Source organism: Kitasatospora sp. NPDC034035 (assembly GCF_055575755.1).
Genome location: NZ_JBVISA010000004.1, coordinates 140,383 through 158,105 on the forward strand (window position 1 = coordinate 140,383; position 17,723 = coordinate 158,105).

Genomic DNA, 17,723 nt, shown 5'->3' on the forward strand with positions numbered 1-17,723 from the left:
TCCCGTTAGGGTCGGGACATCGCATCGAGCATTGGGGGGTCGATCCGATGTCGGGAGCCGGATTCGAGGTCTCGCCGGAGCAGTTGAGGTCCTCGGCGGCCAACGCTTCGTCCATCGCCGCCGGTCTGGCCACACCGGTCCAGACCGCCGGAACCGCCTCGGGGGCTGCCGAGACAGCCTTGGGCGGCTGGCAGGTGGCAGGGCAGCTGGCCGCCGTGGTGACCGCGTGGACCCAGGGCGTGGAGAAGATCCGCAGCGCGCTCGGCACGGACGAGGAGTCGCTCCGCCAAGCGGCCGACAACTACGGCAAGACCGACAACGGGAACGCCGGGGCGCTCCAGTAGCACAACAGGGGGAGGGGGGCTCCCGTGGTGGATTTCACGCGCCTGCGCGACGTGAAACTGGAGTCGGTGACGGAGACCGGCAAGGACTGGCAGGCTGTCGCCAAGGCGTTCGACCAAGCGTGGCAGCACATCGAGGAGTCGGTGCTCAAGCCGCTCGGGACCTGGACCGGCCCCGCCGCGACCGGCGCCCGGTACGTGACCGACACGAACGACCGAATGGACTGGATCCGCAAGGACATGCTGCCCAAGTGCCAGCAGCTGCTGGCGAATCCGGTGCAGGCGAAGACGCTCATCGACACTCCGTTGCTCGACCGGGCCGACGAGTACGAGATCGTGCCGTGACGGGGGCGTGGCGGATCCGGATCCTTGCGGTGCTGCTCTGCCTGGTTCTGCTGGCGGCCGGGTGCTACTTGGTGGGCGGGAGGACGCGTGCCGTCCACTGGGACCTCCGGAACTCGCACCGGGGTGCCGATCTCGGGGTCAAACTCAATCCGCACAGCGGCCACGACTTCGAGAACCTGGGCCCGGTGGACATCGACCTGCCTGGCGGTCAGCGCTTCCACGCTGCCACGATGAGCCTCATCGTGGCAGCTACCCACGATGACGCGGAGAACATCGACGAGCTCGTCTGTTGGGACTCCGACCTCTCGCTGGACGAGGCGTACAAGAGGGCCATGGACATCGCCCGGCAGTTCGGCTTGAAGTCCGACGGGATCACCGAGTTCCGTCAGAAGGTCCTCGACGGCCTGGCAAGGGGCGACCGGGTAGGTCTCGACGGGCAACACGGAGACTCCGACTTCCCGTTGCTGACTCCGGCCGGACCGCTCTTCGGGGTCGGCCTCAAGTACGAGACCGTCAACAACGGACAGCCCGTGACCCTGGAGGTCAACATCGCCTGGGGTGAGAACCTGAGACTCACGCTCCAGGACCAGGCCACCCAGTCCGCCACCCCGACCGCGCCCTGACCCGGAGGCCCTGTTGTCGTACGAGCAGCCCGTTCAGCCGACGGCCGTCACCTGGAACCTCCGCAGCAGCCATGGCCGCAGCGATGTCGGCTGGCCCGAGAACGTGCGGCGCCGCTGGCGCATCCCCACCGTGGCCGCGACCATCGCGCTGCCGGGCGGGCGCTGGTTCACCGGCAGGGTCGAGCTGTTGGCCACCGCGGAGAGCGAGGTGCTCGACCTGGTCAGCGTGACCTTTCCGGCCGCCACGGTGGATGACGCCTACCGGCTGTCGGGCGAGCTGGCACTGTACTGGGAGCTGCCGGTCGCGCCGCTGGAGGGCTGGTACCGCGAGGTGCGGGCGGGGCTGGCGGCCGGGCGGCCGATCAACGAGTTCGGGTTGAGCATCCGCGGTCCGCGGCTGGAGGAGCCGTCCGGGCCGACGGTGAACCTGGTGTTCGTCTTCGCACCCCGCGGCCCGCGGCCGGTGCGGCCCGCGCTGTACTTCGAGTGGTCCTGAGCGGTGCCCCGCCGGGGTCGGCGGGGCACCGGACGATTGGCGGGGCGGGTCAGTAGACGCAGGGGATGCCGCCGTCGGACTGGGCGTCGACGCCGGGGCCCTGCATCGGCAGGTTGGCGGCCGGGTCGGACGCGGAGCCGGTCGGGGCGGCGGGCTTGTCGGCGTCGACGCCGGTGAAGCCGGTGCCGAGGGTGACCACGACGTGGTCCGCGCCGGCGGAGGCGGACTCGGTGGCGGTCACGCCGTAGCGGGCGGCGATCTGGTCGGCGGCGTCCTTGGCGCCCTTGCCGTAGGTGACGGTGGTGGTCTTCGGCTTGGTGCCCGCCGGGCCGGTCCGGCCCTCCTTGAAGCCCATCGCGACCAGGGCCTTGGATTCGGCGGTGGAGGAGACTCCGGTGGCCGAGGAGGCGTTGAAGACGTCCACGGTGACGGCCTTGGCGGCGGTCGACGTCGGGCTCGCGCTCGGCTGGGTGGCCGTGGGCGCGGGGGTGGCGCCGGTCGGGTCGGCCGGGGCGACGGGGGCGGCAGCGGCGTCGGCGTAGCCGAACAGCTGCTTGACCACCTTCTGGACCTTCGCCGGGGTCACCAGGTTGACGTCCTGGCCGTTCCGGGTGCCGAAGCCGTCGAAGGTCAGGGTGTTGAACTCGACGTTGCCGCCGGTCAGGGCCGGGGCCTGCTGGGCGAAGTCGAGGATGTTCCACTGGTTGTCGATGACGAGGTCCTTCTGTATGACGCCCATCAGCTCCTGCATCTTGCCGAGGTCGCCGACGATGCCCTTCTGCTTCAGGTTGTGCACGACGGCGGAGATGAAGGCCTGCTGGCGGTGGGTTCGGGCGAAGTCGCCGGAGTTGCCGTCGGGGCCGTCGAGGTTGTGGCGCTGGCGGACGAAGGAGAGCGCCTGGGAGGCGTTGAGGGTGTTGATGCCCTTCTTGAAGTCGGCGCCGGAGCCCTGGCCCTCCATGGCCGGGTCCTTGGTGTCGTGGGTGAGACAGACCTGGATCGGCTCGACCGCCTTGGCGATGTCGTAGAAGCCCATCAGGTTGACCTCGGCGATGTGGTCGATGGGCTGGTCGAGGAACTTCTGCACGGTGCGGATGGTGGCCGCGCGGCCGATGTCGCGGCCCGCCTTCTCCAGGTCGGCGCCCTTGAGGCCCTTGGCCCGCAGGCCCGGATCGGCCTTGTCCTTGGCCGCGCCGTAGGCCTCCTTGATCTTGGCCATGCCCAGCTGGGAGCCGTCGGCGTTGTAGGTCATGACGTAGTCGTCGCGCGGTATGGAGACGGCCTGCACCTTGCCGCCGTTCGCGGGGATGTGCAGCAGGATCAGCGAGTTGGTGTTGTAGCCGCCGATGTCGGAGCTGTGGCCGGCGTGCAGCTCGTCCTGGACGAACTGCGGGGGCAGGTCCGAGCCGTCCATGTTCTTGCGGCTGTCCAGGCCGATCAGCAGCAGGTTGACCGAGTTGTCGAGGTGCTTGGGGGCGTCCTTCTTCGTCTCGGCGATGACGTTGGAGGTGGTCATCCCGTCGGTGAGCTGCTTGTACTCGTACCAGACCACCCCGCTGGCGGCGAACACCGCCAGTCCGACGGTGCAGGCCACCACCCGGCCCGCGATCAGCAGCGGGGACCGGGTGCGGGCCGGGGCTCCGGCGGCCCGGCGGGCGGCGGCGCGGCCGCCCTCCTGCTGCTCGCTGTTCTCAGCCACGGTGCCTCCTCCGGTCCCGGACCACCCGGACCACGATCACCAGGAGAGCCGCTGCCGCGGCCTCAGCCATCACGGGAAAGCCGTGCACCACCCATTTCGCGGCGCCGGTGGCCAGCCCCCTGCCCTGGTAGAGCTCGCGGTTGGCGGCCAGCTCGGCGGCGGCCGTCACGCCCAGGATGACCGGCGGGGAGGCCGCGAGCACCCACCACCAGCCGTTGCGGGTGCTCAGTGCGGCGGCCAGGCCGGTGCCCAGCACCGCGGTCAGCGAGAACGCCAGTCCCATGCCCGGGCCGGAGAGTTCGCTGATCGCCGCGCCCACCACCGGCAGCCCGACCGCGGCCACCGCCGGCAGGGCGGGCCCGCCGGAGAAGGGGCGCTTCGGGCGGGCCGCGGGCCTGTCGGTCTGTCGGTCAGTCGGTCTGACGGTCGACCCGTCCGCCGGCCTGTCCGCCGCCCGTCGCCGTGCACCCTGATCGGCTGTCCGTCCCCCGTCGGGCGACCGTCCCCGGTCGGCTGCCCGCCCCTGGTCGGCTGCCCGCCCCCGGTCGGCTGCCCGCCCCCGGTCCGGCGACCGTCCTCGCTGCCCCGCCACGCACCCACCCCCGGTGTTTCCGTGTTCCGTGCGCCACGTCGGCGCCCGCGCCGGTTGCCTGTCCGTACGTTCGTTCGTGGCGCTGCCATTTCTGGACGCTGGAGCCGGTCGGCCGGTTCCCGTGCGTGGCCGCGGAGCCCGTGATCGGGGCCGGGTACTTACGCAATGCGTCTACACGGGTGTAGATCTTACTCGGCGTGGCGCGCGCGTGTTCGATGGCGAGCCCGGCTCGGTGCGAGGCGAATACACTGCACCGAGTAGTTTATTAACGCGGGCGGAGCAGTGGAGGAGCGGACCGTGGCGACGACGGGTGGAGCGGGACGACCGGAGAAGCGCAGGGCGATCACGCAGGCCGCGACGGTGGTGTTCGGGCGCGAGGGCTACGTGCGGGCCAGCATGGACGCGATCGCGGCCGAGGCCGGGGTGTCCAAGCGCACGGTCTACAACCACTTCGCCGACAAGGAGACCCTCTTCCTGTCGGTGGCGCTGCAGAACTCCGCGGAACTGACCGAGAAGATCCGGGACTTGATGGCGAAGTACCTCGACCGGGTGGTGGACCTGCGCCAGGACCTGGTCGACTTCGCGGTCGAGCGGGCACGCGCGGTGCTGTCCGCCGGGGAGCACGGGGCGCTCGGCCGGGCGATCCGCGCCGAGGTGGCCAACATCCCGGCGGACGTTCTGGAGGCCTGGCTGGAGGCCGGCCCGATCGCCTCGCTGCGCGACCTCGCGACGCACTTCGAGGCGCTCTCGGAACGCGGACTGCTGGCCGTCGAGGACGCCGCGCTGGCCGCCGAGCAGTACACGCTGCTGACCTTCCACGGCATCGCCGAGCGCTCCTTCTGGGGCGCCGTCCCGGTGGCGGACGAAGAGGTCGAGCGGATCGCGGCGGTCGGCGTCGACGCCTTCCTACGGATCCACGGCGGCCCGGCGGCCCGGGGCTGAATCCCGGGCGGGGCCGAACCCCGGGCGGGGGCGGCACAGTGCCGCCCCCGCCCGGAGTCCGTACGGATCACTTCCAGTTGACGCCCTTGCCGAGGGTGTACGGGTCGCCCCAGTACTCGGCGCCCGCGACCTTGGAGGCCTCCGGGGACAACGCCACCGCGCAGGAGGTGGCCGACTGGCCGTTGGTGAAGCCCTTGGGCAGCGACTCGCTCTTGCACTTGGCGAAGGCCCCGATGATCATCAGGTCCTGCGCCTCGGTGCCGTCCGCCAGCAGGCCCTTCATGTGGTCGACGCTGGTGAAGGACAGGTCGGTGCTGCCGGCGTTGGTGACGCTGTAGTGGATGTAGTACGGCACCAGGCCCTTGGCCTTGTCGCCCAGGTTGAGCGAGGTGAGGTCGGCCGGATCGCCCTTCTCGATCGAGGTGACCGCGAGCGCGATGGTGCCCTTGGTGCTGCCCGAGCTGAACGGGATCGTGACGGCGTTGCCGACCTTGACCGTGGTGCCGCCGGCCGGGGTGCCGCCCGCCGGTGCGGGCGCGGCAGCCGAAGCGGAGGCCGCGCCGCCCGCCGGGGCGGAGGTCGGGGCGGCCGGGGTGATGGCGCCGCCACCCGGCGACGGGGCGACGGTGCCCGGCGCGGACGACGCGGCCGGTGCGGACGGCGCGGCCGGCGGGGTCGTCGCGGTGTCGGACGACGACGCGTCGTCGTTGCAGGCGGTCATGGTCAGCGCGCCGACCGCGGTCAGCGCGGCCAGGGCGAGGGCGCGGCGACTGCTGCGGATGGGCTTCATGTGACGTCCCCCGTCATTGCGGACCGCCGTCGGCGGTCCTCCTGAGGGATGTTCATAGCGCAGTCCGGAGGTCGGGTGCCATGACTTCGGCCTCCCTTTGACCGGTCTGTGACGAGTCTCTCGCGGGTCCGTGACAAGGGATATCGAGTCGTGATCGGCCGGGTGGGGTCGGGCGGGGTCGGGCGGGGCAGGGCAGGCCGTCGGGGAGCGGCGGGCGGGGAGCCGCAGTGGGCCGTCGGATCACGGTGTCCATTCGCCGGCGAGCAGGCCGAGGACGGTCTGGTCGACGAACGCCCCGTCGGCCCAGTGGCCGGCGCGCAGGGTGCCCTCGACGGTGAATCCGGCGCGTCGGGCGGCGCCCAGCATCGGCTCGTTGTCGGCGAGCGTCTCCATCTGCAGCCGCTGGAGGCCGAGCGTGCGGAAGCCGTAGCGGCAGAGCGTGCGCAGGGTGTCGGTGGCGAGCCCCCGGCCGCGGTGTCCGGGGCGCAGGGCGATGCCGAGGTGGCCGCTGCGGTTGTGGGAGTCGATGCCCCAGACCAGGGCCTCGCCCGCGAGTTCGCCGGTGTCCCGCTCGACGACGGAGAAGCAGGCGGCGTCGTCGGCGGGCGCGCCGACGAGGTAGGGGGAGTGTGGGGAGTCGGGCGGGAGAGGCCGCCAGGGGCGGTTGTCGGCTCGGGTGCGGGTGGCGACGTCGTCGTACAACTCGGCCTGGAGAACGGGTATGTCGCTCTGCAGCCGGGCGCGGAGGGTGACACGGGAGCCTTGTAGCATGTCACATTGTCTACCAGGGGCGGGCGGTGGGCGCCTTCGGTTTTCCGTTCGGATCCGGAGCCGGGGCCGGTGACCCGCGATTCTTGCCCGCATGAGTGAACGGATGATCGATCAGGCCCGTCGGCTGGTGGCCGACCGATTCCCGGACGCGCTCGCCGCGCTGCTGGCCGGGTCCGCGGCGGCCGGGACCGCCACCGCCACCAGCGACCTCGACCTCGCGGTCCTGGTCGCGGACGGGCGACGGTGGCGAAGCCGAGCCGCTCGTAGTGCCGGATCGCCGGGGCGTTGTCGGTGCGGACGTTGAGGCCCAGGTGGCCGGTGCCTCCCCAGGGGTTCCGGGCCCGGCCCTCCCGACGGGGACCGGGCCGGGTGGGCCGGTCAGACCTGGCCGAAGGTCTGGACGTAGCGCCCTCGGGTGCCGTGCTGGCGAACCGCGGAGCCGACACCGATGTGGTTGAAGCGCGGGTCGAGGATGGTGTCGCGGTGGTGGGGGCTGTTCATCCACATCCGCATCGCCTCCGGGACGTTGTCGGCCGCGGCGACGTTCTCCGCGGAGAAGCGGAAGGCGAAGCCGGCGGCGCGCACCCGGCGCCACGGTGTGCTGCCGTCGGTGCCGTGGTCCTGGGTGAGGTCGTGTGCCGTCATGTCGTCGGCGTGGCGTTGGGCGGCGGCGTTCAACCGCTCGTCCAGGCAGAGCGGTTGGGCGCCGGCGCGGGCGCGTTCGGTGTTGACGGCGGTCAGCATCTCGGTGTGGACGTCACCGTCGGCGGGCTGCGGACGCCGCGCCGTCCGCCACCGGCCGCCGGCGGTCCGGCCGGCGGGGATGAGCTGCCAGCGCTGGGCCGGGTCGGTGTGGTTCTGCCGGGCCAGGGTGAGCGGGGAGCCGGGGGTGGACGCGGTGAGGAAGAGGTCGCCCTCGTCGGAGTTCAGCGTGCGGATGCGGAGCCAGTCGTCGCCGACGACTTCCAGGCACCAGCGCTGGTCGGGCTGACCGTCCAGGTCGGCCAGTGAGGTCCGGCGGGTGGTGTGGTCGTAGTGCATGACCATGGCCTGGCCGGGGGCGTACCGTCCCCGGGTCAGCTGGGTCTCCACCACCCAGTTGCCGTCCATGGACCAGAAGACCCAGCCCTGGGCGGTGGTGCCGTTGCGCTCCCGGGACTGGATCGGAGCGCCCGGGTCGGTGCGGCCGGAGTGCAGGTCGGCGACCGTTCCGTTCGCCGACCGGAGCGTCCACACCTGGCCGTTCCGTACGAGCGTGGGCATGTGTCGTGCCTCTCGTCGGTGGTGTCGCCCCGGGCCGCGACCGTTGCGGCGGCGGCCCGGGGCCTGACGGGAGAGATGTTCCGGGAACGCGGTAGACGGCCGGTCAACGCGCGTAGCCGGTGGTCGTGCCGATGCCGTACCTACTCCGTCAGTAGCCCCCTGACCTGCGCTGCCTCCTCCTCCAGCCCCAGCCGCTCGTACACCTCCAGGGAGTCCGTCAGGCAGGCCCGGGCCTGGCGCGGGCGGCCGAGGCCGGTGAGCGCGGTGCCGAGGGTGCGCAGCAGGGCGGCTTCCAGGGCGGCGCTGGTGCGGCGGGCGAGGGGGAGGACGGCTTCGGCGGCGTCGACGGCGAGCAGCCAGCGGCCGGCCTCGGCGTGGATGCGGGCGGCGAGGTCGCCGGCCGCGGCGGCGAAGACGGTGACCTGGAGGGCGGTGAACTCCTCGCGGGCGCCGACGGCGTGGTCGAGGGCCGCCTCCGGGTCGCCGCACAGGCGCAGCACCCGGGCGAGGTAGTAGCGGCCGATCGCGGCGGAGACCGGGCCGGAGGCGCTCATCAGGCTGGCGCTGCGTTCGGCGGCGTCCCGGGCCTCGTCGAGGCGCCCGGTCTGGGCGGCGCTGAACGCGAACTCGCCGAGCGCGCTGCCCTCGGCGCGCTGGGCGCCGAGGCGGTGGAACAGGTCGGCGGCGCGTCCGGCGTGCTCGGCGGCCTCGGCGTAGCGGCCGTGCATGCGGGCGTTGCTGCCGAGGGTGATCAGGGCCTTGGCGAGGACGCGTTCGGTTCTCTCCTCCCGTCCGGACAGGGCGACGGCCCGGCGGATCTCCTCCTGGGATTCGGCGTAGCGGTTGATGTGCCAGAGCATGCTGCCGCGCAGGTAGCGGGCGAGGGCGAGCGGTCCGTGCTCGCCTCGGTCGGCGGCCTGTCGGGCGATGCGTTCGGCGAGGTCGACGATGACGCCGGTCTGGGTGCGTTCGGGGAGCACGGCGCCCATCCGGTCGGCGAGTTCGGCGGCGCGGTCGAGCGGCAGGGCCGGGTCGTCGCAGCCGAGCGCGATGGCGGCGGCGTGCACCTCGGCCTGGTCGCGCATCCAGCGCACGGCTTCCGCGCCGTCGGCGATGGCGCGGCCGGGGGAGGCCACGGCCGCGCCGAGCAGGCTGAGTTCGGCCGGTTCGGCCTTGCGGGCGGCGAGGTCGGCGTTGCGGGCGGTGGCGAGGCAGAAGTCGAGCAGCCGGTCGGTGGCGGCGGTGCGGTCGGCGGGGGTGTCCTCGTCGGCGAGGCGGTCGCGGGCGTAGGCGCGGACGAGGTCGTGGTAGCCGTAGCGGCCGAACCGGGGGGAGTGCAGCAGGTTGAGGTCGACGAGTTCTTCGAGGAGCCGGTCGGCCTCGTCCTCGGTGCGGCCGAGCAGGGCGGCGGCGCAGGGCAGCGGCAGGTCGGGGGCGTCGGGCAGGGACAGCAGGCGGAAGGCGCGCGCGAGTTCCGGGTCCAGGCGGTGGTAGGAGAGCGCGAAGGTGGCTTCCACCGTCCGTTCACCGTCGCTGAGTTCGGCCAGCCGGTGCTCGTGGCGCAGCCCGTCGGCGAGTGCCGCGAGGGTGAGCGAGGGGTCGGCGGCGAGCCGGGAGGCGACGATGCGGACGGCGAGCGGCAGCAGCCCGCAGGCCTGGACGACGTCCTCGGCGGCTTCGGGTTCGGCGGCGACGCGTTCGGCGCCGACGATGCGGACGAGCAGTTCCAGCGCCTGTTCGGGCGACAGGGTGTCCAGGCGCATCTGGTGGGCCCCGGCGAGACCGGCCAGCCGGTGGCGGCTGGTGATGAGGACGGCGCAGCCGGCCGAGCCGGGCAGCAGCGGTTCGACGTGGCCTGACTCGGCGGCGTTGTCGAGGACGACCAGGACGCGCCGCCCGGCCAGCGCCGAACGGTAGAGGGCGCTGCGTTCGCCGCTGTCCGGCGGGATGTCGGCGGGGTCGACGCCGAGGGCGCGCAGGAATCCGGCGAGCACGGTGCCCGGGTCGGGCGGGGTGCGGTCGGCGCCGCGCAGGTCGGCGAAGAGCTGCCCGTCGGGGAAGTGCTCGCGCATCTGCCGGGCGACGTGCACGGCGAGGGTGGTCTTGCCGACGCCGCCCATGCCGTCCAGGGCTGAGACCGCGACGGCGCGCCCGCCGGCGCCGGAGAGGCGGTCCGCGAGGGTTTCCACCTCTTCGACGCGTCCGGTGAAGTCGGGCAGGCCGGAGGGGAGTTGGTCGGGCGCCTGCCAGGCGTCGGGGCCGGCGCCGGCGGCGGGCTCGGGGACGGCTCCGGCCGGCAGCAGGGTGGCGTCCTCGCGCAGGATGCGCAGCTGGATCTCGGCCGGGCCCCGTTCGTCCGGCGGCAGCGACGGACGGGAGTCCTCGAACACGGCGAGCGCTTCGGCCTTGCGGCCCGACTGGTAGAGGGCGCGCATCAGGACGGCGGTGAGCCGGGGCCGCCCGGTGTGCTCCAGGGCGAGCGCCTCGGCCTCCGCCGTCAGGTCGGTGCGGTCGCCGAGTTCGGCGTCCAGCTCCAGCTGGGTCTCCTTGGCCGAGATCCGCTGCTCGGTGAGGCGGGCCCGGACGGCTTCGGCGTGCGGCCCGGGCAGCCCGGCGAGCGGCTCGCCGACCCACAGCCGCTGGGCGCTCCGCACCACCTCCCGGACCTCCCGGGGCGGGGCCTGCCGGTCGCGCAGCCGTTCGGCCTCGGCCAGCAGCGCCTCCCAGGCGGCCGCGTCCACCTCGGCCCCGGGCACCCTGAGCGCGTAGCCGTCGCCGACCCGCACCAGCGGCAGCCGCTCCGGATCGTCCCCGGTGTACGGCCGGAACGCGCTGCGCAGCCGGGAGACGGCGAGCTGGACGGCCTTGCGCGGTTCGGCGGGCTCGGCCCCGCCCCACACCCCCTCGACCAGGACCGGAACGGCCACCGTCCGCCCGGCGGCGGCCAGCAGCACGGCGAGCACCGCCCGCTGCTGCGGCCGGCCCAACTCCAGCTCCTGCTCCCCGTACCAGGCCCGCAGCGGCCCCAGCATTCCGAACCGAAGCCCGGATCCCCGTGTGTCATCCATGTCCCGTCCCGAATGTCGTTCCGCGCCGGGATTTCGCCACTTCCGTCCGGACAGCGGCGCCCCCATCCCTGGCGGCCTATGCTCTGTCACAGATTGTGCACCGGATTCTGGGATTCGAGAGGTGGGCTGTGCGGCTCGAATTCCACGTGCTGGGGCCGCTGCGCGCCCGGTGCGACGGCCGTGAGATCGACCTCGGCCGACCGCAGCAGCGGGCCGTGCTCGCCGCGCTGCTGCTCGCCCCGGGGCAGCTGGTTCCGACGGAGCGGCTGGTCGAAGGCCTGTGGGGGGAGGACGACACCCGCTGGCCGAAGGATCCGGCCGGGCAGATCGGCACCCATGTGCACCGGCTGCGCCGTGCCCTCGGCGAGTCCGGGCTGCTCGTCGCGGCGGCCGGCGGCTACCGGCTGGCGGTGCCCCGCGAGGCCGTGGACCTCTTCCGCTACGAGGGTGCGGTGGCCGAAGCCGTCGCGCTGCGTCACCAGGACCCGGTCCGGGCGAGGGAGTTGCTGGTGGCGGCCCTCGGGTCGTGGGAAGGCGACCGCGCGCTGGACGGCGCGCCGGGCGCCTTCGCCGAACGGACCCGGGAACGGCTGGCGGCCGGTCGCTTCGCGGCCGTGAAGGCCCTGCTCGACCTGGACCTGGCACTCGGGCGGCACGCCGGCGCGGTGGAGTCGCTGGCCGAACTCGCGGCCGCCCACCCGCAGGACGAGGAGGTGCACCGGCTGCACCTGCTGGCGCTGCACCGCTGCGGCCGGACGGCCGAGGCACTGGCCGGGTACGAGGCCCTGCGGGAACGGCTGGACCGGGAACTGGGACTCGAACCGGCCCCGGCCGTCGTGGAACTGGCCGAGAAGATCCGGCGCGGGGAGGCCCCCGTGCTGCTGCGACGGCTGCCACGCCCGTGCCAACTGCCCTCGGACATCCCGGACCTGGTCGGCCGGGCGGCGCTGGTCCAGGCGGGAGAGCAGGCGCTGCGGGCAGGCGGGGCACCGGTGCTCGGGCTGGCGGGCCCCGCGGGCAGCGGGGCGTCGGCCCTGGCGGTGCACATCGCGCACGTCGTCCAGGACGCCTTCCCGGACGGGCAGCTGTACGCGAGCGGCGGCGAGGCGGACGTGGTGCTCGCCGGGTTCCTGCGCGCATTGGGCGAACGGCCCGGCTCCTCGTCCGGCCTCGACGAACTGACCGCGCGCTACCGCGGGGCGCTCGCCGGACGCCGGGTGCTGGTGCTGCTCGACGGGGTGCCCGACCCCGCGCCCCTGCTGCCCGAAGTGCCGGGCTGCGCGGCGGTCGTGGCAGGCGCGGAACCGGGCGCACTGCCCGGGAACGACGTCGTACGGCTGGTGGTGGGACCGCTGGAGCCGCACGACGCCTACGAGCTGCTGGCCCGGATCGCCGGCACCGAGCGGATCCGGCAGGAGCCGGACGCGGTCGCCGAGCTGGCCGCCCTCTGCGGAAACCTGCCGGTCCTGCTGAGGGCGGCCGCGGAACGGCTCGCGGCCCGACCGCGGTGGTCGGTCGCCGACCTGGTCAGGTGGTACACCGAGCGCGGCTGAGGGCGGCCTAGTACGGGTCGGAGCTGCGGAGCGTGGCCGTGATGATGCCTGACAGAGGGGGCTGGACGAAGGTGACCACGAGCCCGCCCCTGTCGGCGACCCCCAGGGTGGCGAGCTCGTTCGGGTTGTCCTTGAACGTGTTGCTGGCCCAGCAGACCCGGTTGTTGGCGCCGTAGACGACGACGTTCCCGTCGCCCTGCATGATCGTCTTCTGGCCGCACCCCAAGGACCCCGGAGCGGACCACACCGGGTACGGGGCCGACGGGTAGCCCCGGTACAGGACGAGGTTGCCGTCGCCCTGCATGATCAGCCAGGTGTCGCCGTTGCTGAGATAGTCGGCCTGGTAGAGGATCCCAGGCTCGGAAATCGACGGGCCGTACCCGGTGGCGGCCTGCGCGGTTCCTGCCGACACCATCGTCCCGACCAGCGCCATCACCCCGGCCGCCATGCCGATTGCTGCGCGCCGCAACGTCTTCGTCGCCTTCATGCCCCGTACTACCTCTCTCCAGCGTCGGCGCCCGCGATCGCGTCGGGCGCCCCGTGGAGACGATCATGGGCGATGGCGGTAGACAAACGATAAACAGATCGTTGGAGCGCCCCGCCCGCCCGCCGAAGCGGCGAGCGGGCGGGGGGGAGTGCGGGTCAGATGAGGTGGTCGAACTCGCCGGCCTTGGCTCCGAGGATGAGGGCGCGGAGCGTGGCGGTCGAGGTGGAGATGATGACGGAAGGGTCGTCGGACTCGCGGAGGTGGCGAAGTTCGTCGGCGCCAGCGGCCAGCTCAATGCAGTTGCTGCCGGTATCTCCGCCGCTGAACGACGACTTCTGCCAGGAGATTTCGGGCATTTGTGGCGCCTCTCATGCTTGTAGCGGGTAGAGAAGGTGTTGGAGAAGCCCCCACGAGCTTTGCGAGCTCTGATCGCGAGGTGCCGTTGCGTCGATGGCTGGCAATGCGATCTCACCCAGCTGTTGGAACTTCCGTCCGTAGGCCGTAATGCTCTCAGGGTCGCCGCCGTGCTCCGCGCGCCCGGAAAGGTCCAGGACGATCGTCGCGAGGTCGACGCAGCCTGGATCACACATGAGGAAGGAGCCCGAGTGGGATGGCTTCCTGGTCGCCGTGAACGGGAGAACCTGGATGGTGACATTGGGGCGTTCTGCCATCTCCAGCAGGTGAGTCAGCTGTGCCCTCATGACCTTGGCTCCGGGGAACAGCATTCGCAGGGCCGCTTCGTGGATGACGAATCGGAACTGCCGCCGTGTCTCGTCTGCGAGGATCCGCTGCCGCTCCATGCGGAATTCGATCTGTGTTGCCGTGTCCCACTTCCCCGCGCCTTCGTCATAGATGGCGGCGGTGTATTCGGGGAGCTGAAGTAGCCCGGGGATGTAGAGCGATTCGTAGTTGTCGATGCGAACCGAACGCTCTTCGAGCTCTGCCAGATCCAGCGACAGGTCTGGCACCTCGCCCTTGTACTTGCTCCACCAGCCCTTGCCGTTGCTGGCGCCGAGTGACTGCAGGAGTTCAATGTAGGTGCTATCCGTGCACCCGTAGCCTTCGAGCAAGACTGAGAGTCGTTCCGGGTCGAGACTCGTCCGGGCGGCCTCGATGTGGCTCAGTTGCGGTCCCGCGATGCCGATGAGGGCGCCGGCGTCCTTGACTGCCAGGCTGGCCACCTCGCGCAGGCGCCTCAGCTCAATGCCGAACCGGCGCTGTCGCTCGCTGATTTGGGTCCTGAGTGCCAAGGGGGATTCCTTCCGTGTCGGGCCAGCATCCACCCACACGAGTGAGCTTATCCAAGGCGAGCTGCGCTTCTTCGCGATCTGGTTGCACGCGTATGACCTCTGGTCCTACTCTCAGTGTTGCACCGGTCACATGACTGATCGTCAGTGGCTCCCCCTTTTCTCTCTCTTGGGGTCTCTCATGCGTGCCTGCAATCCTCCCGACTGGTCCACCGCTCGGGCCGAGCTCTCTGACCTCCTCACCACCGCCGGGTGGTCGCCCTCCCTCATCGGCGATGCCGAACTCGCCCTTCACGAGCTCTTCGTGAACGCCTGGCGGCATGCCGGCAGCCCGGCTCCCCTCGTCACCCTCGTCCTCTCCAGCCGCTGCCTCCGGGTCTCGGTCTGCGACGACAGCCCCGTTCTCCCCGGCGAGCCCTGTGTCCCCGCCGACCCGCTCGCCCTCTCCGGGCGGGGCCTGTTCCTCGTCCGCGCTCTCACCCACCGGTTCGGCGCCGACCCCCGGAAGCTGGGCAAGGTCGTCTGGTTCGAACTGGAGGCCGCCGCGTGAACCGTCGACCGATGCAGCCCGCCGATCCCCGGATCCGGGCCTACACCGACGCCCACGTCCGCACGCTCCTCGCCGAACTCCACGAGCGTGGGAAGAAGTTCGGCCTGGTCTTCCCCTCCGCCACGATCGACCGCAATCTCGACGGCCGGGTCCTGGTCTGCTTCAACACCGCCCCGGCCTCCACCCTCCTCAACCTCCTGACCCTCCTCCTCGACGCCGACCGCGACCGCAACCGCGAGCGCTCGTGCGGTTCCTGATCGCCGCCGCTCTCCTCACCCTCCTCGCCCTGGCGATGGCCACCGTCGCCCTGGGCGTCATCACCGCACTCAACGTTGCAAGGCCCGACGAAGAGGAGCCCTGACATGCCCGACCCGCTCGCGAACGCCCTCGCCGCGACGCAGTACGCCGTCGCCGCCGCGTTCAACGCGCTCGCCACCGATCCCGTCACCCCGCCCGTGCCCGACGACTTCGACTGGCCCGACCTCGAATCGTTCGTCTTCAACCTGGGCTTCGCCGCCGACGACTCCGACGCCGCCCTCAACCTCTACCGGCTGCTCTTCGCCGTGCAGCGCATCGCCTACCGCGAGGCGGCCGGCCGTAACTCCCCCTGGCTCGCGACCCGCCTCAACCCGCGCGGCCCGTAGGCCCGTAGCCTGGCCGGATGGACGAGTTCGCGACCCGCCTGCACGGCGCCTGGGAGTGGTGGGACGCCGCCATCGAGGACGCCCAGGAGGGCCGTTGGGTCCGTACCGCCGTCGAACGGCGGGTGATGGACGATCTCGCCGCCGCGACCGTCGGACACCCGTACCCGTCCGACGCGGACTCCTGGCACACCCGGCTCGGCCGCATCGCTTGCTGGGCGGGCGCGCTCCGGCTCGCCGCCCGGGCGGGCGGCTGGGAACTCGTGCCGGTCGTCGGAGTGACCCCGCCGCGACCGGCGGGGATGGCCGAACTGCTGTCCGCTGTCTACGCGGTGGGTGAGCAGGGCGAGGTCTGGCTGCGGCGGCTCCCCGTCAACGGGCCGCCGCCGCTCCGCGCGGTCGTCGGGTTCGAGGCCTTCGTCACCGGCCCGGGCTCGGTCGAGGACCTCCGCCAGTTCTTCTACGACTGAAACCCGCCCCGTAGCCTTCCGGTGTGACGAATCCCTGGCCCGACGAAGCCACGTTCGCCTGCGGCGAGCGGGTCGAACTGACCACTCCGGACCCGCCCCGCGCCGAACTCGGCCATCTGGGCGCGGAGATCGTGGGCACCCGGGGTGTGGTCCACGAATGCGTCATCGAGGCCGACGACCGCGACGGCGGCCGTGTCGGGTTCGTCTACTACGTCCGGACCGAGGACGGCAGCCCCTGGCGGCTGCGGCCGGAGTTCCTCGTGTCCCTCGACCGCCCCACCCCCCTTGCACAGGAAGTCGGCCCGCCCGACTTCCTGCTCCATGCCGCCCCGATCACCGCAGGACGGCCCACCCCGCCCTCCGGTACGACAAGCCCGTGAAACTGAGAACGAAGATCCACCGGGTCCGCCTCGGCCGGGACGAGTACCGGGTGATCACCCCGGAGCGGCAGGCCACCGGCGCTTTCCTCTACGCGGACCCGTACGCCTGGTCCACGGAGCTGCACCTCGACCGGCAGGGGGCCGAGGACCTCGCCACCCTCTGGGCCGTGGCCGCCCGCTCCCGGCGCTCGCTGATCCACCTGCCGCTGCGGGCCAACACCGGGCCGGGCGACCTGTGGCCCGTCCCGTCCGAGGACCGATTGGACCTCCTGCTCGTCCACCACAGCCTCGGCTTCCCGCCGTCCCGCTGGAAGGAGGTCCGCGCCCGCCTGGGCGCCGGGGTCCCGCACACCGTCGACCTCCCGGCCGGCGACTTCCCGCCCGAGGAGGCCATCGACTACGACCGCCACCACTTCGCGGGCTGGCGCGACGAACTCCGCTTCGCCGGTGCCGCCCACACGCTGGTGGTCACCGGCAGCCCGACCGCCTTCCGCTGGACGGGCTCCAGGCTCCACGCGCTCAGTCGGGAGGCGCGCGGTTGGCGGCCCGATGGGCACCACTGCCTCACGCTCACCCACGGGGGCTGGGGCCCTGGCCGTGCGGCCAGGGGCGTTCCGGGCAGTCTGCACATCTCCTACGCCCACGACTGGAACGCCGAGTGAGCAGGAAGTCGGCCCGTCTGACTTCCTGCTCACTCGCACCTCACCCCTTCGAGGGGAGCGGCATCAGTGGCACGGTGACCCGGCTCTCCCAGGCCTGCTCCAGGGCGCGGGTGAACGTTTCCGCAGGCTGCGCGCCCGAGACGCCCAGCCGCCGGTCCAGGACGAAGAACGGCACGCCCGTCGCCCCCATCGCGCTCGCCGTCGTCTCGTCCTCGCGGACCGCCTCCGCGTACGCCTCCGGATCGGCCAGCACGGCGGCCGCCGCCCCACCGTCCAGCCCCGCCTCGACGGCCAGCTCGACCAGCCGCTCCTCCTCGAACGCCGAGCGCTCCTCGGCGAAGTTCGCCCGGTAGAGGGCGTCCAGCAGCTGAGCCTGCCGGCCGTGCTCCTTGGCGAAGTGCAGCAGGCGGTGCATGTCGAAGGAGTTCGCCGCGTCGCGCCCCTCGCTCAGGTACGGCAGCCCCTCGGCGCGCGCGTTCTCGGCGATCCGGGCCTCGGCCGCCTCGGCCTGTTCCAGGCTCATCCCGTACTTGGCGGCGAGCAGCGGCACGACCGGACGGGCCTCGTGCGGCGCGCGCGGGTCCAGCTCGAAGGAGCGGTGGACGACCTCGATCTCCTCGCGGTGCTCGAACCGCTCCAGCGCCTGCTCGAACCGCGCCTTGCCGATGTAGCACCACGGGCAGTTGATGTCACTCCAGATCTCGACGCGCACGGCGCTGCTCTCCTTCCACAGAGGTCCCGTCGCGCAGGGCTGCAGCGACTACCAGGGGGAACGCAACTCCCGAGCCTGAATATTTCTCGTG

At 72.3% G+C, this 17,723-nt stretch carries 23 protein-coding genes; 13 read left to right on the forward strand and 10 right to left on the reverse strand.

Annotated elements, in window-relative coordinates; translation table 11 throughout:
• The first annotated feature begins 47 nt into the window (after positions 1–47).
• The 4 genes from ACZ52J_RS07430 to ACZ52J_RS07445 are packed head-to-tail and all read left to right on the forward strand — an operon-like array spanning position 48 to position 1,805.
• A complete protein-coding gene (locus ACZ52J_RS07430; protein WP_360494465.1) occupies positions 48–344 on the forward strand; it encodes a type VII secretion target in 297 nt (98 codons plus the stop codon).
• Between the two features lie 24 nt (positions 345–368).
• Positions 369–686, forward strand: a complete 318-nt coding sequence (locus ACZ52J_RS07435; RefSeq protein ID WP_465616567.1) for a hypothetical protein — start codon at positions 369–371, stop codon at positions 684–686.
• Positions 683–1,309, forward strand: a complete 627-nt coding sequence (locus ACZ52J_RS07440; protein WP_465616569.1) for a hypothetical protein — start codon at positions 683–685, stop codon at positions 1,307–1,309. The genes ACZ52J_RS07435 and ACZ52J_RS07440 overlap by 4 nt, the downstream gene beginning before the upstream one ends.
• Before the next feature lie 13 nt (positions 1,310–1,322).
• Positions 1,323–1,805 (forward strand): hypothetical protein, encoded by a 483-nt coding sequence (locus ACZ52J_RS07445; protein ID WP_465616571.1) that lies wholly within the window; start codon positions 1,323–1,325, stop codon positions 1,803–1,805.
• A 49-nt stretch (positions 1,806–1,854) separates the two neighbouring features.
• Here ACZ52J_RS07445 and ACZ52J_RS07450 read toward each other — a convergent pair whose 3' ends face one another.
• Entirely contained in the window at positions 1,855–3,504 is a 1,650-nt protein-coding gene (locus ACZ52J_RS07450) for an LCP family protein (RefSeq protein WP_465616573.1), read from the reverse strand.
• The gene (locus ACZ52J_RS07455) at positions 3,497–3,847 is read right to left on the reverse strand and encodes a DUF6542 domain-containing protein (protein ID WP_360494450.1); all 351 of its coding nucleotides are present in this window, start codon (positions 3,845–3,847) and stop codon (positions 3,497–3,499) included. The genes ACZ52J_RS07450 and ACZ52J_RS07455 overlap by 8 nt, the downstream gene beginning before the upstream one ends.
• Before the next feature lie 546 nt (positions 3,848–4,393).
• Here ACZ52J_RS07455 and ACZ52J_RS07460 point away from each other — a divergent pair.
• Positions 4,394–5,038 carry a TetR/AcrR family transcriptional regulator gene (locus ACZ52J_RS07460; RefSeq protein WP_465616575.1) on the forward strand — a complete coding sequence of 215 codons (645 nt, stop codon included), beginning with the start codon at positions 4,394–4,396 and terminating at the stop codon, positions 5,036–5,038.
• A 67-nt stretch (positions 5,039–5,105) separates the two neighbouring features.
• Here the strand turns inward: ACZ52J_RS07460 and ACZ52J_RS07465 are convergent, their stop codons facing one another.
• Positions 5,106–5,828 carry a hypothetical protein gene (locus tag ACZ52J_RS07465; protein WP_360494444.1) on the reverse strand — a complete coding sequence of 241 codons (723 nt, stop codon included), beginning with the start codon at positions 5,826–5,828 and terminating at the stop codon, positions 5,106–5,108.
• A gap of 240 nt (positions 5,829–6,068) precedes the next feature.
• A complete protein-coding gene (locus tag ACZ52J_RS07470; RefSeq protein WP_360494441.1) occupies positions 6,069–6,599 on the reverse strand; it encodes a GNAT family N-acetyltransferase in 531 nt (176 codons plus the stop codon).
• A 91-nt stretch (positions 6,600–6,690) separates the two neighbouring features.
• Between ACZ52J_RS07470 and ACZ52J_RS07475 the strand changes: the two genes are divergently transcribed.
• On the forward strand, positions 6,691–6,903 hold the full coding sequence (locus ACZ52J_RS07475; protein ID WP_465616578.1) for a nucleotidyltransferase domain-containing protein: 213 nt from the start codon (positions 6,691–6,693) through the stop codon (positions 6,901–6,903).
• A gap of 74 nt (positions 6,904–6,977) precedes the next feature.
• On the opposite strand, the gene ACZ52J_RS07480 is transcribed toward ACZ52J_RS07475, so the two are convergent.
• Complete coding sequence (locus ACZ52J_RS07480; RefSeq protein ID WP_465616580.1) at positions 6,978–7,862, reverse strand: CAP domain-containing protein; 885 nt, start codon at positions 7,860–7,862, stop codon at positions 6,978–6,980.
• Positions 7,863–8,002: 140 nt separating this feature from the next.
• Complete coding sequence (locus ACZ52J_RS07485) at positions 8,003–10,930, reverse strand: AfsR/SARP family transcriptional regulator (RefSeq protein WP_465616582.1); 2,928 nt, start codon at positions 10,928–10,930, stop codon at positions 8,003–8,005.
• Positions 10,931–11,058: 128 nt separating this feature from the next.
• On the opposite strand from ACZ52J_RS07485, the gene ACZ52J_RS07490 reads away from it, so the two are divergent.
• Positions 11,059–12,483 carry an AfsR/SARP family transcriptional regulator gene (locus ACZ52J_RS07490; RefSeq protein ID WP_465616584.1) on the forward strand — a complete coding sequence of 475 codons (1,425 nt, stop codon included), beginning with the start codon at positions 11,059–11,061 and terminating at the stop codon, positions 12,481–12,483.
• A 7-nt stretch (positions 12,484–12,490) separates the two neighbouring features.
• Here ACZ52J_RS07490 and ACZ52J_RS07495 read toward each other — a convergent pair whose 3' ends face one another.
• The 3 genes from ACZ52J_RS07495 to ACZ52J_RS07505 all read right to left on the reverse strand — a co-directional run bounded on the left by ACZ52J_RS07495 (position 12,491) and on the right by ACZ52J_RS07505 (position 14,220).
• Positions 12,491–12,970 carry a hypothetical protein gene (locus ACZ52J_RS07495; protein ID WP_465616586.1) on the reverse strand — a complete coding sequence of 160 codons (480 nt, stop codon included), beginning with the start codon at positions 12,968–12,970 and terminating at the stop codon, positions 12,491–12,493.
• A gap of 155 nt (positions 12,971–13,125) precedes the next feature.
• Entirely contained in the window at positions 13,126–13,326 is a 201-nt protein-coding gene (locus ACZ52J_RS07500) for a DUF397 domain-containing protein (protein ID WP_465616588.1), read from the reverse strand.
• A gap of 12 nt (positions 13,327–13,338) precedes the next feature.
• Positions 13,339–14,220 (reverse strand): helix-turn-helix domain-containing protein, encoded by an 882-nt coding sequence (locus ACZ52J_RS07505; protein WP_465616589.1) that lies wholly within the window; start codon positions 14,218–14,220, stop codon positions 13,339–13,341.
• 178 nt (positions 14,221–14,398) lie between these two features.
• On the opposite strand from ACZ52J_RS07505, the gene ACZ52J_RS07510 reads away from it, so the two are divergent.
• The 6 genes from ACZ52J_RS07510 to ACZ52J_RS07535 all read left to right on the forward strand — a co-directional run bounded on the left by ACZ52J_RS07510 (position 14,399) and on the right by ACZ52J_RS07535 (position 16,920).
• Positions 14,399–14,767 (forward strand): ATP-binding protein, encoded by a 369-nt coding sequence (locus ACZ52J_RS07510; protein WP_465616590.1) that lies wholly within the window; start codon positions 14,399–14,401, stop codon positions 14,765–14,767.
• On the forward strand, positions 14,764–15,024 hold the full coding sequence (locus tag ACZ52J_RS07515; protein ID WP_360494414.1) for a hypothetical protein: 261 nt from the start codon (positions 14,764–14,766) through the stop codon (positions 15,022–15,024). Before ACZ52J_RS07510 ends, ACZ52J_RS07515 begins: the two co-directional genes overlap by 4 nt.
• A 105-nt stretch (positions 15,025–15,129) precedes the next feature.
• The gene (locus ACZ52J_RS07520; RefSeq protein ID WP_360494411.1) at positions 15,130–15,411 is read left to right on the forward strand and encodes a hypothetical protein; all 282 of its coding nucleotides are present in this window, start codon (positions 15,130–15,132) and stop codon (positions 15,409–15,411) included.
• A 17-nt stretch (positions 15,412–15,428) separates the two neighbouring features.
• On the forward strand, positions 15,429–15,878 hold the full coding sequence (locus ACZ52J_RS07525; RefSeq protein WP_465616591.1) for a hypothetical protein: 450 nt from the start codon (positions 15,429–15,431) through the stop codon (positions 15,876–15,878).
• 23 nt (positions 15,879–15,901) lie between these two features.
• Positions 15,902–16,258 carry a hypothetical protein gene (locus ACZ52J_RS07530; RefSeq protein WP_465616592.1) on the forward strand — a complete coding sequence of 119 codons (357 nt, stop codon included), beginning with the start codon at positions 15,902–15,904 and terminating at the stop codon, positions 16,256–16,258.
• On the forward strand, positions 16,255–16,920 hold the full coding sequence (locus tag ACZ52J_RS07535; protein ID WP_465616593.1) for a hypothetical protein: 666 nt from the start codon (positions 16,255–16,257) through the stop codon (positions 16,918–16,920). Before ACZ52J_RS07530 ends, ACZ52J_RS07535 begins: the two co-directional genes overlap by 4 nt.
• Before the next feature lie 40 nt (positions 16,921–16,960).
• Here ACZ52J_RS07535 and ACZ52J_RS07540 read toward each other — a convergent pair whose 3' ends face one another.
• Positions 16,961–17,632: a DsbA family oxidoreductase gene (locus ACZ52J_RS07540; RefSeq protein WP_465616595.1), complete on the reverse strand. Its 672-nt coding sequence runs from the start codon at positions 17,630–17,632 to the stop codon at positions 16,961–16,963.
• Positions 17,633–17,723: the final 91 nt, after the last annotated feature.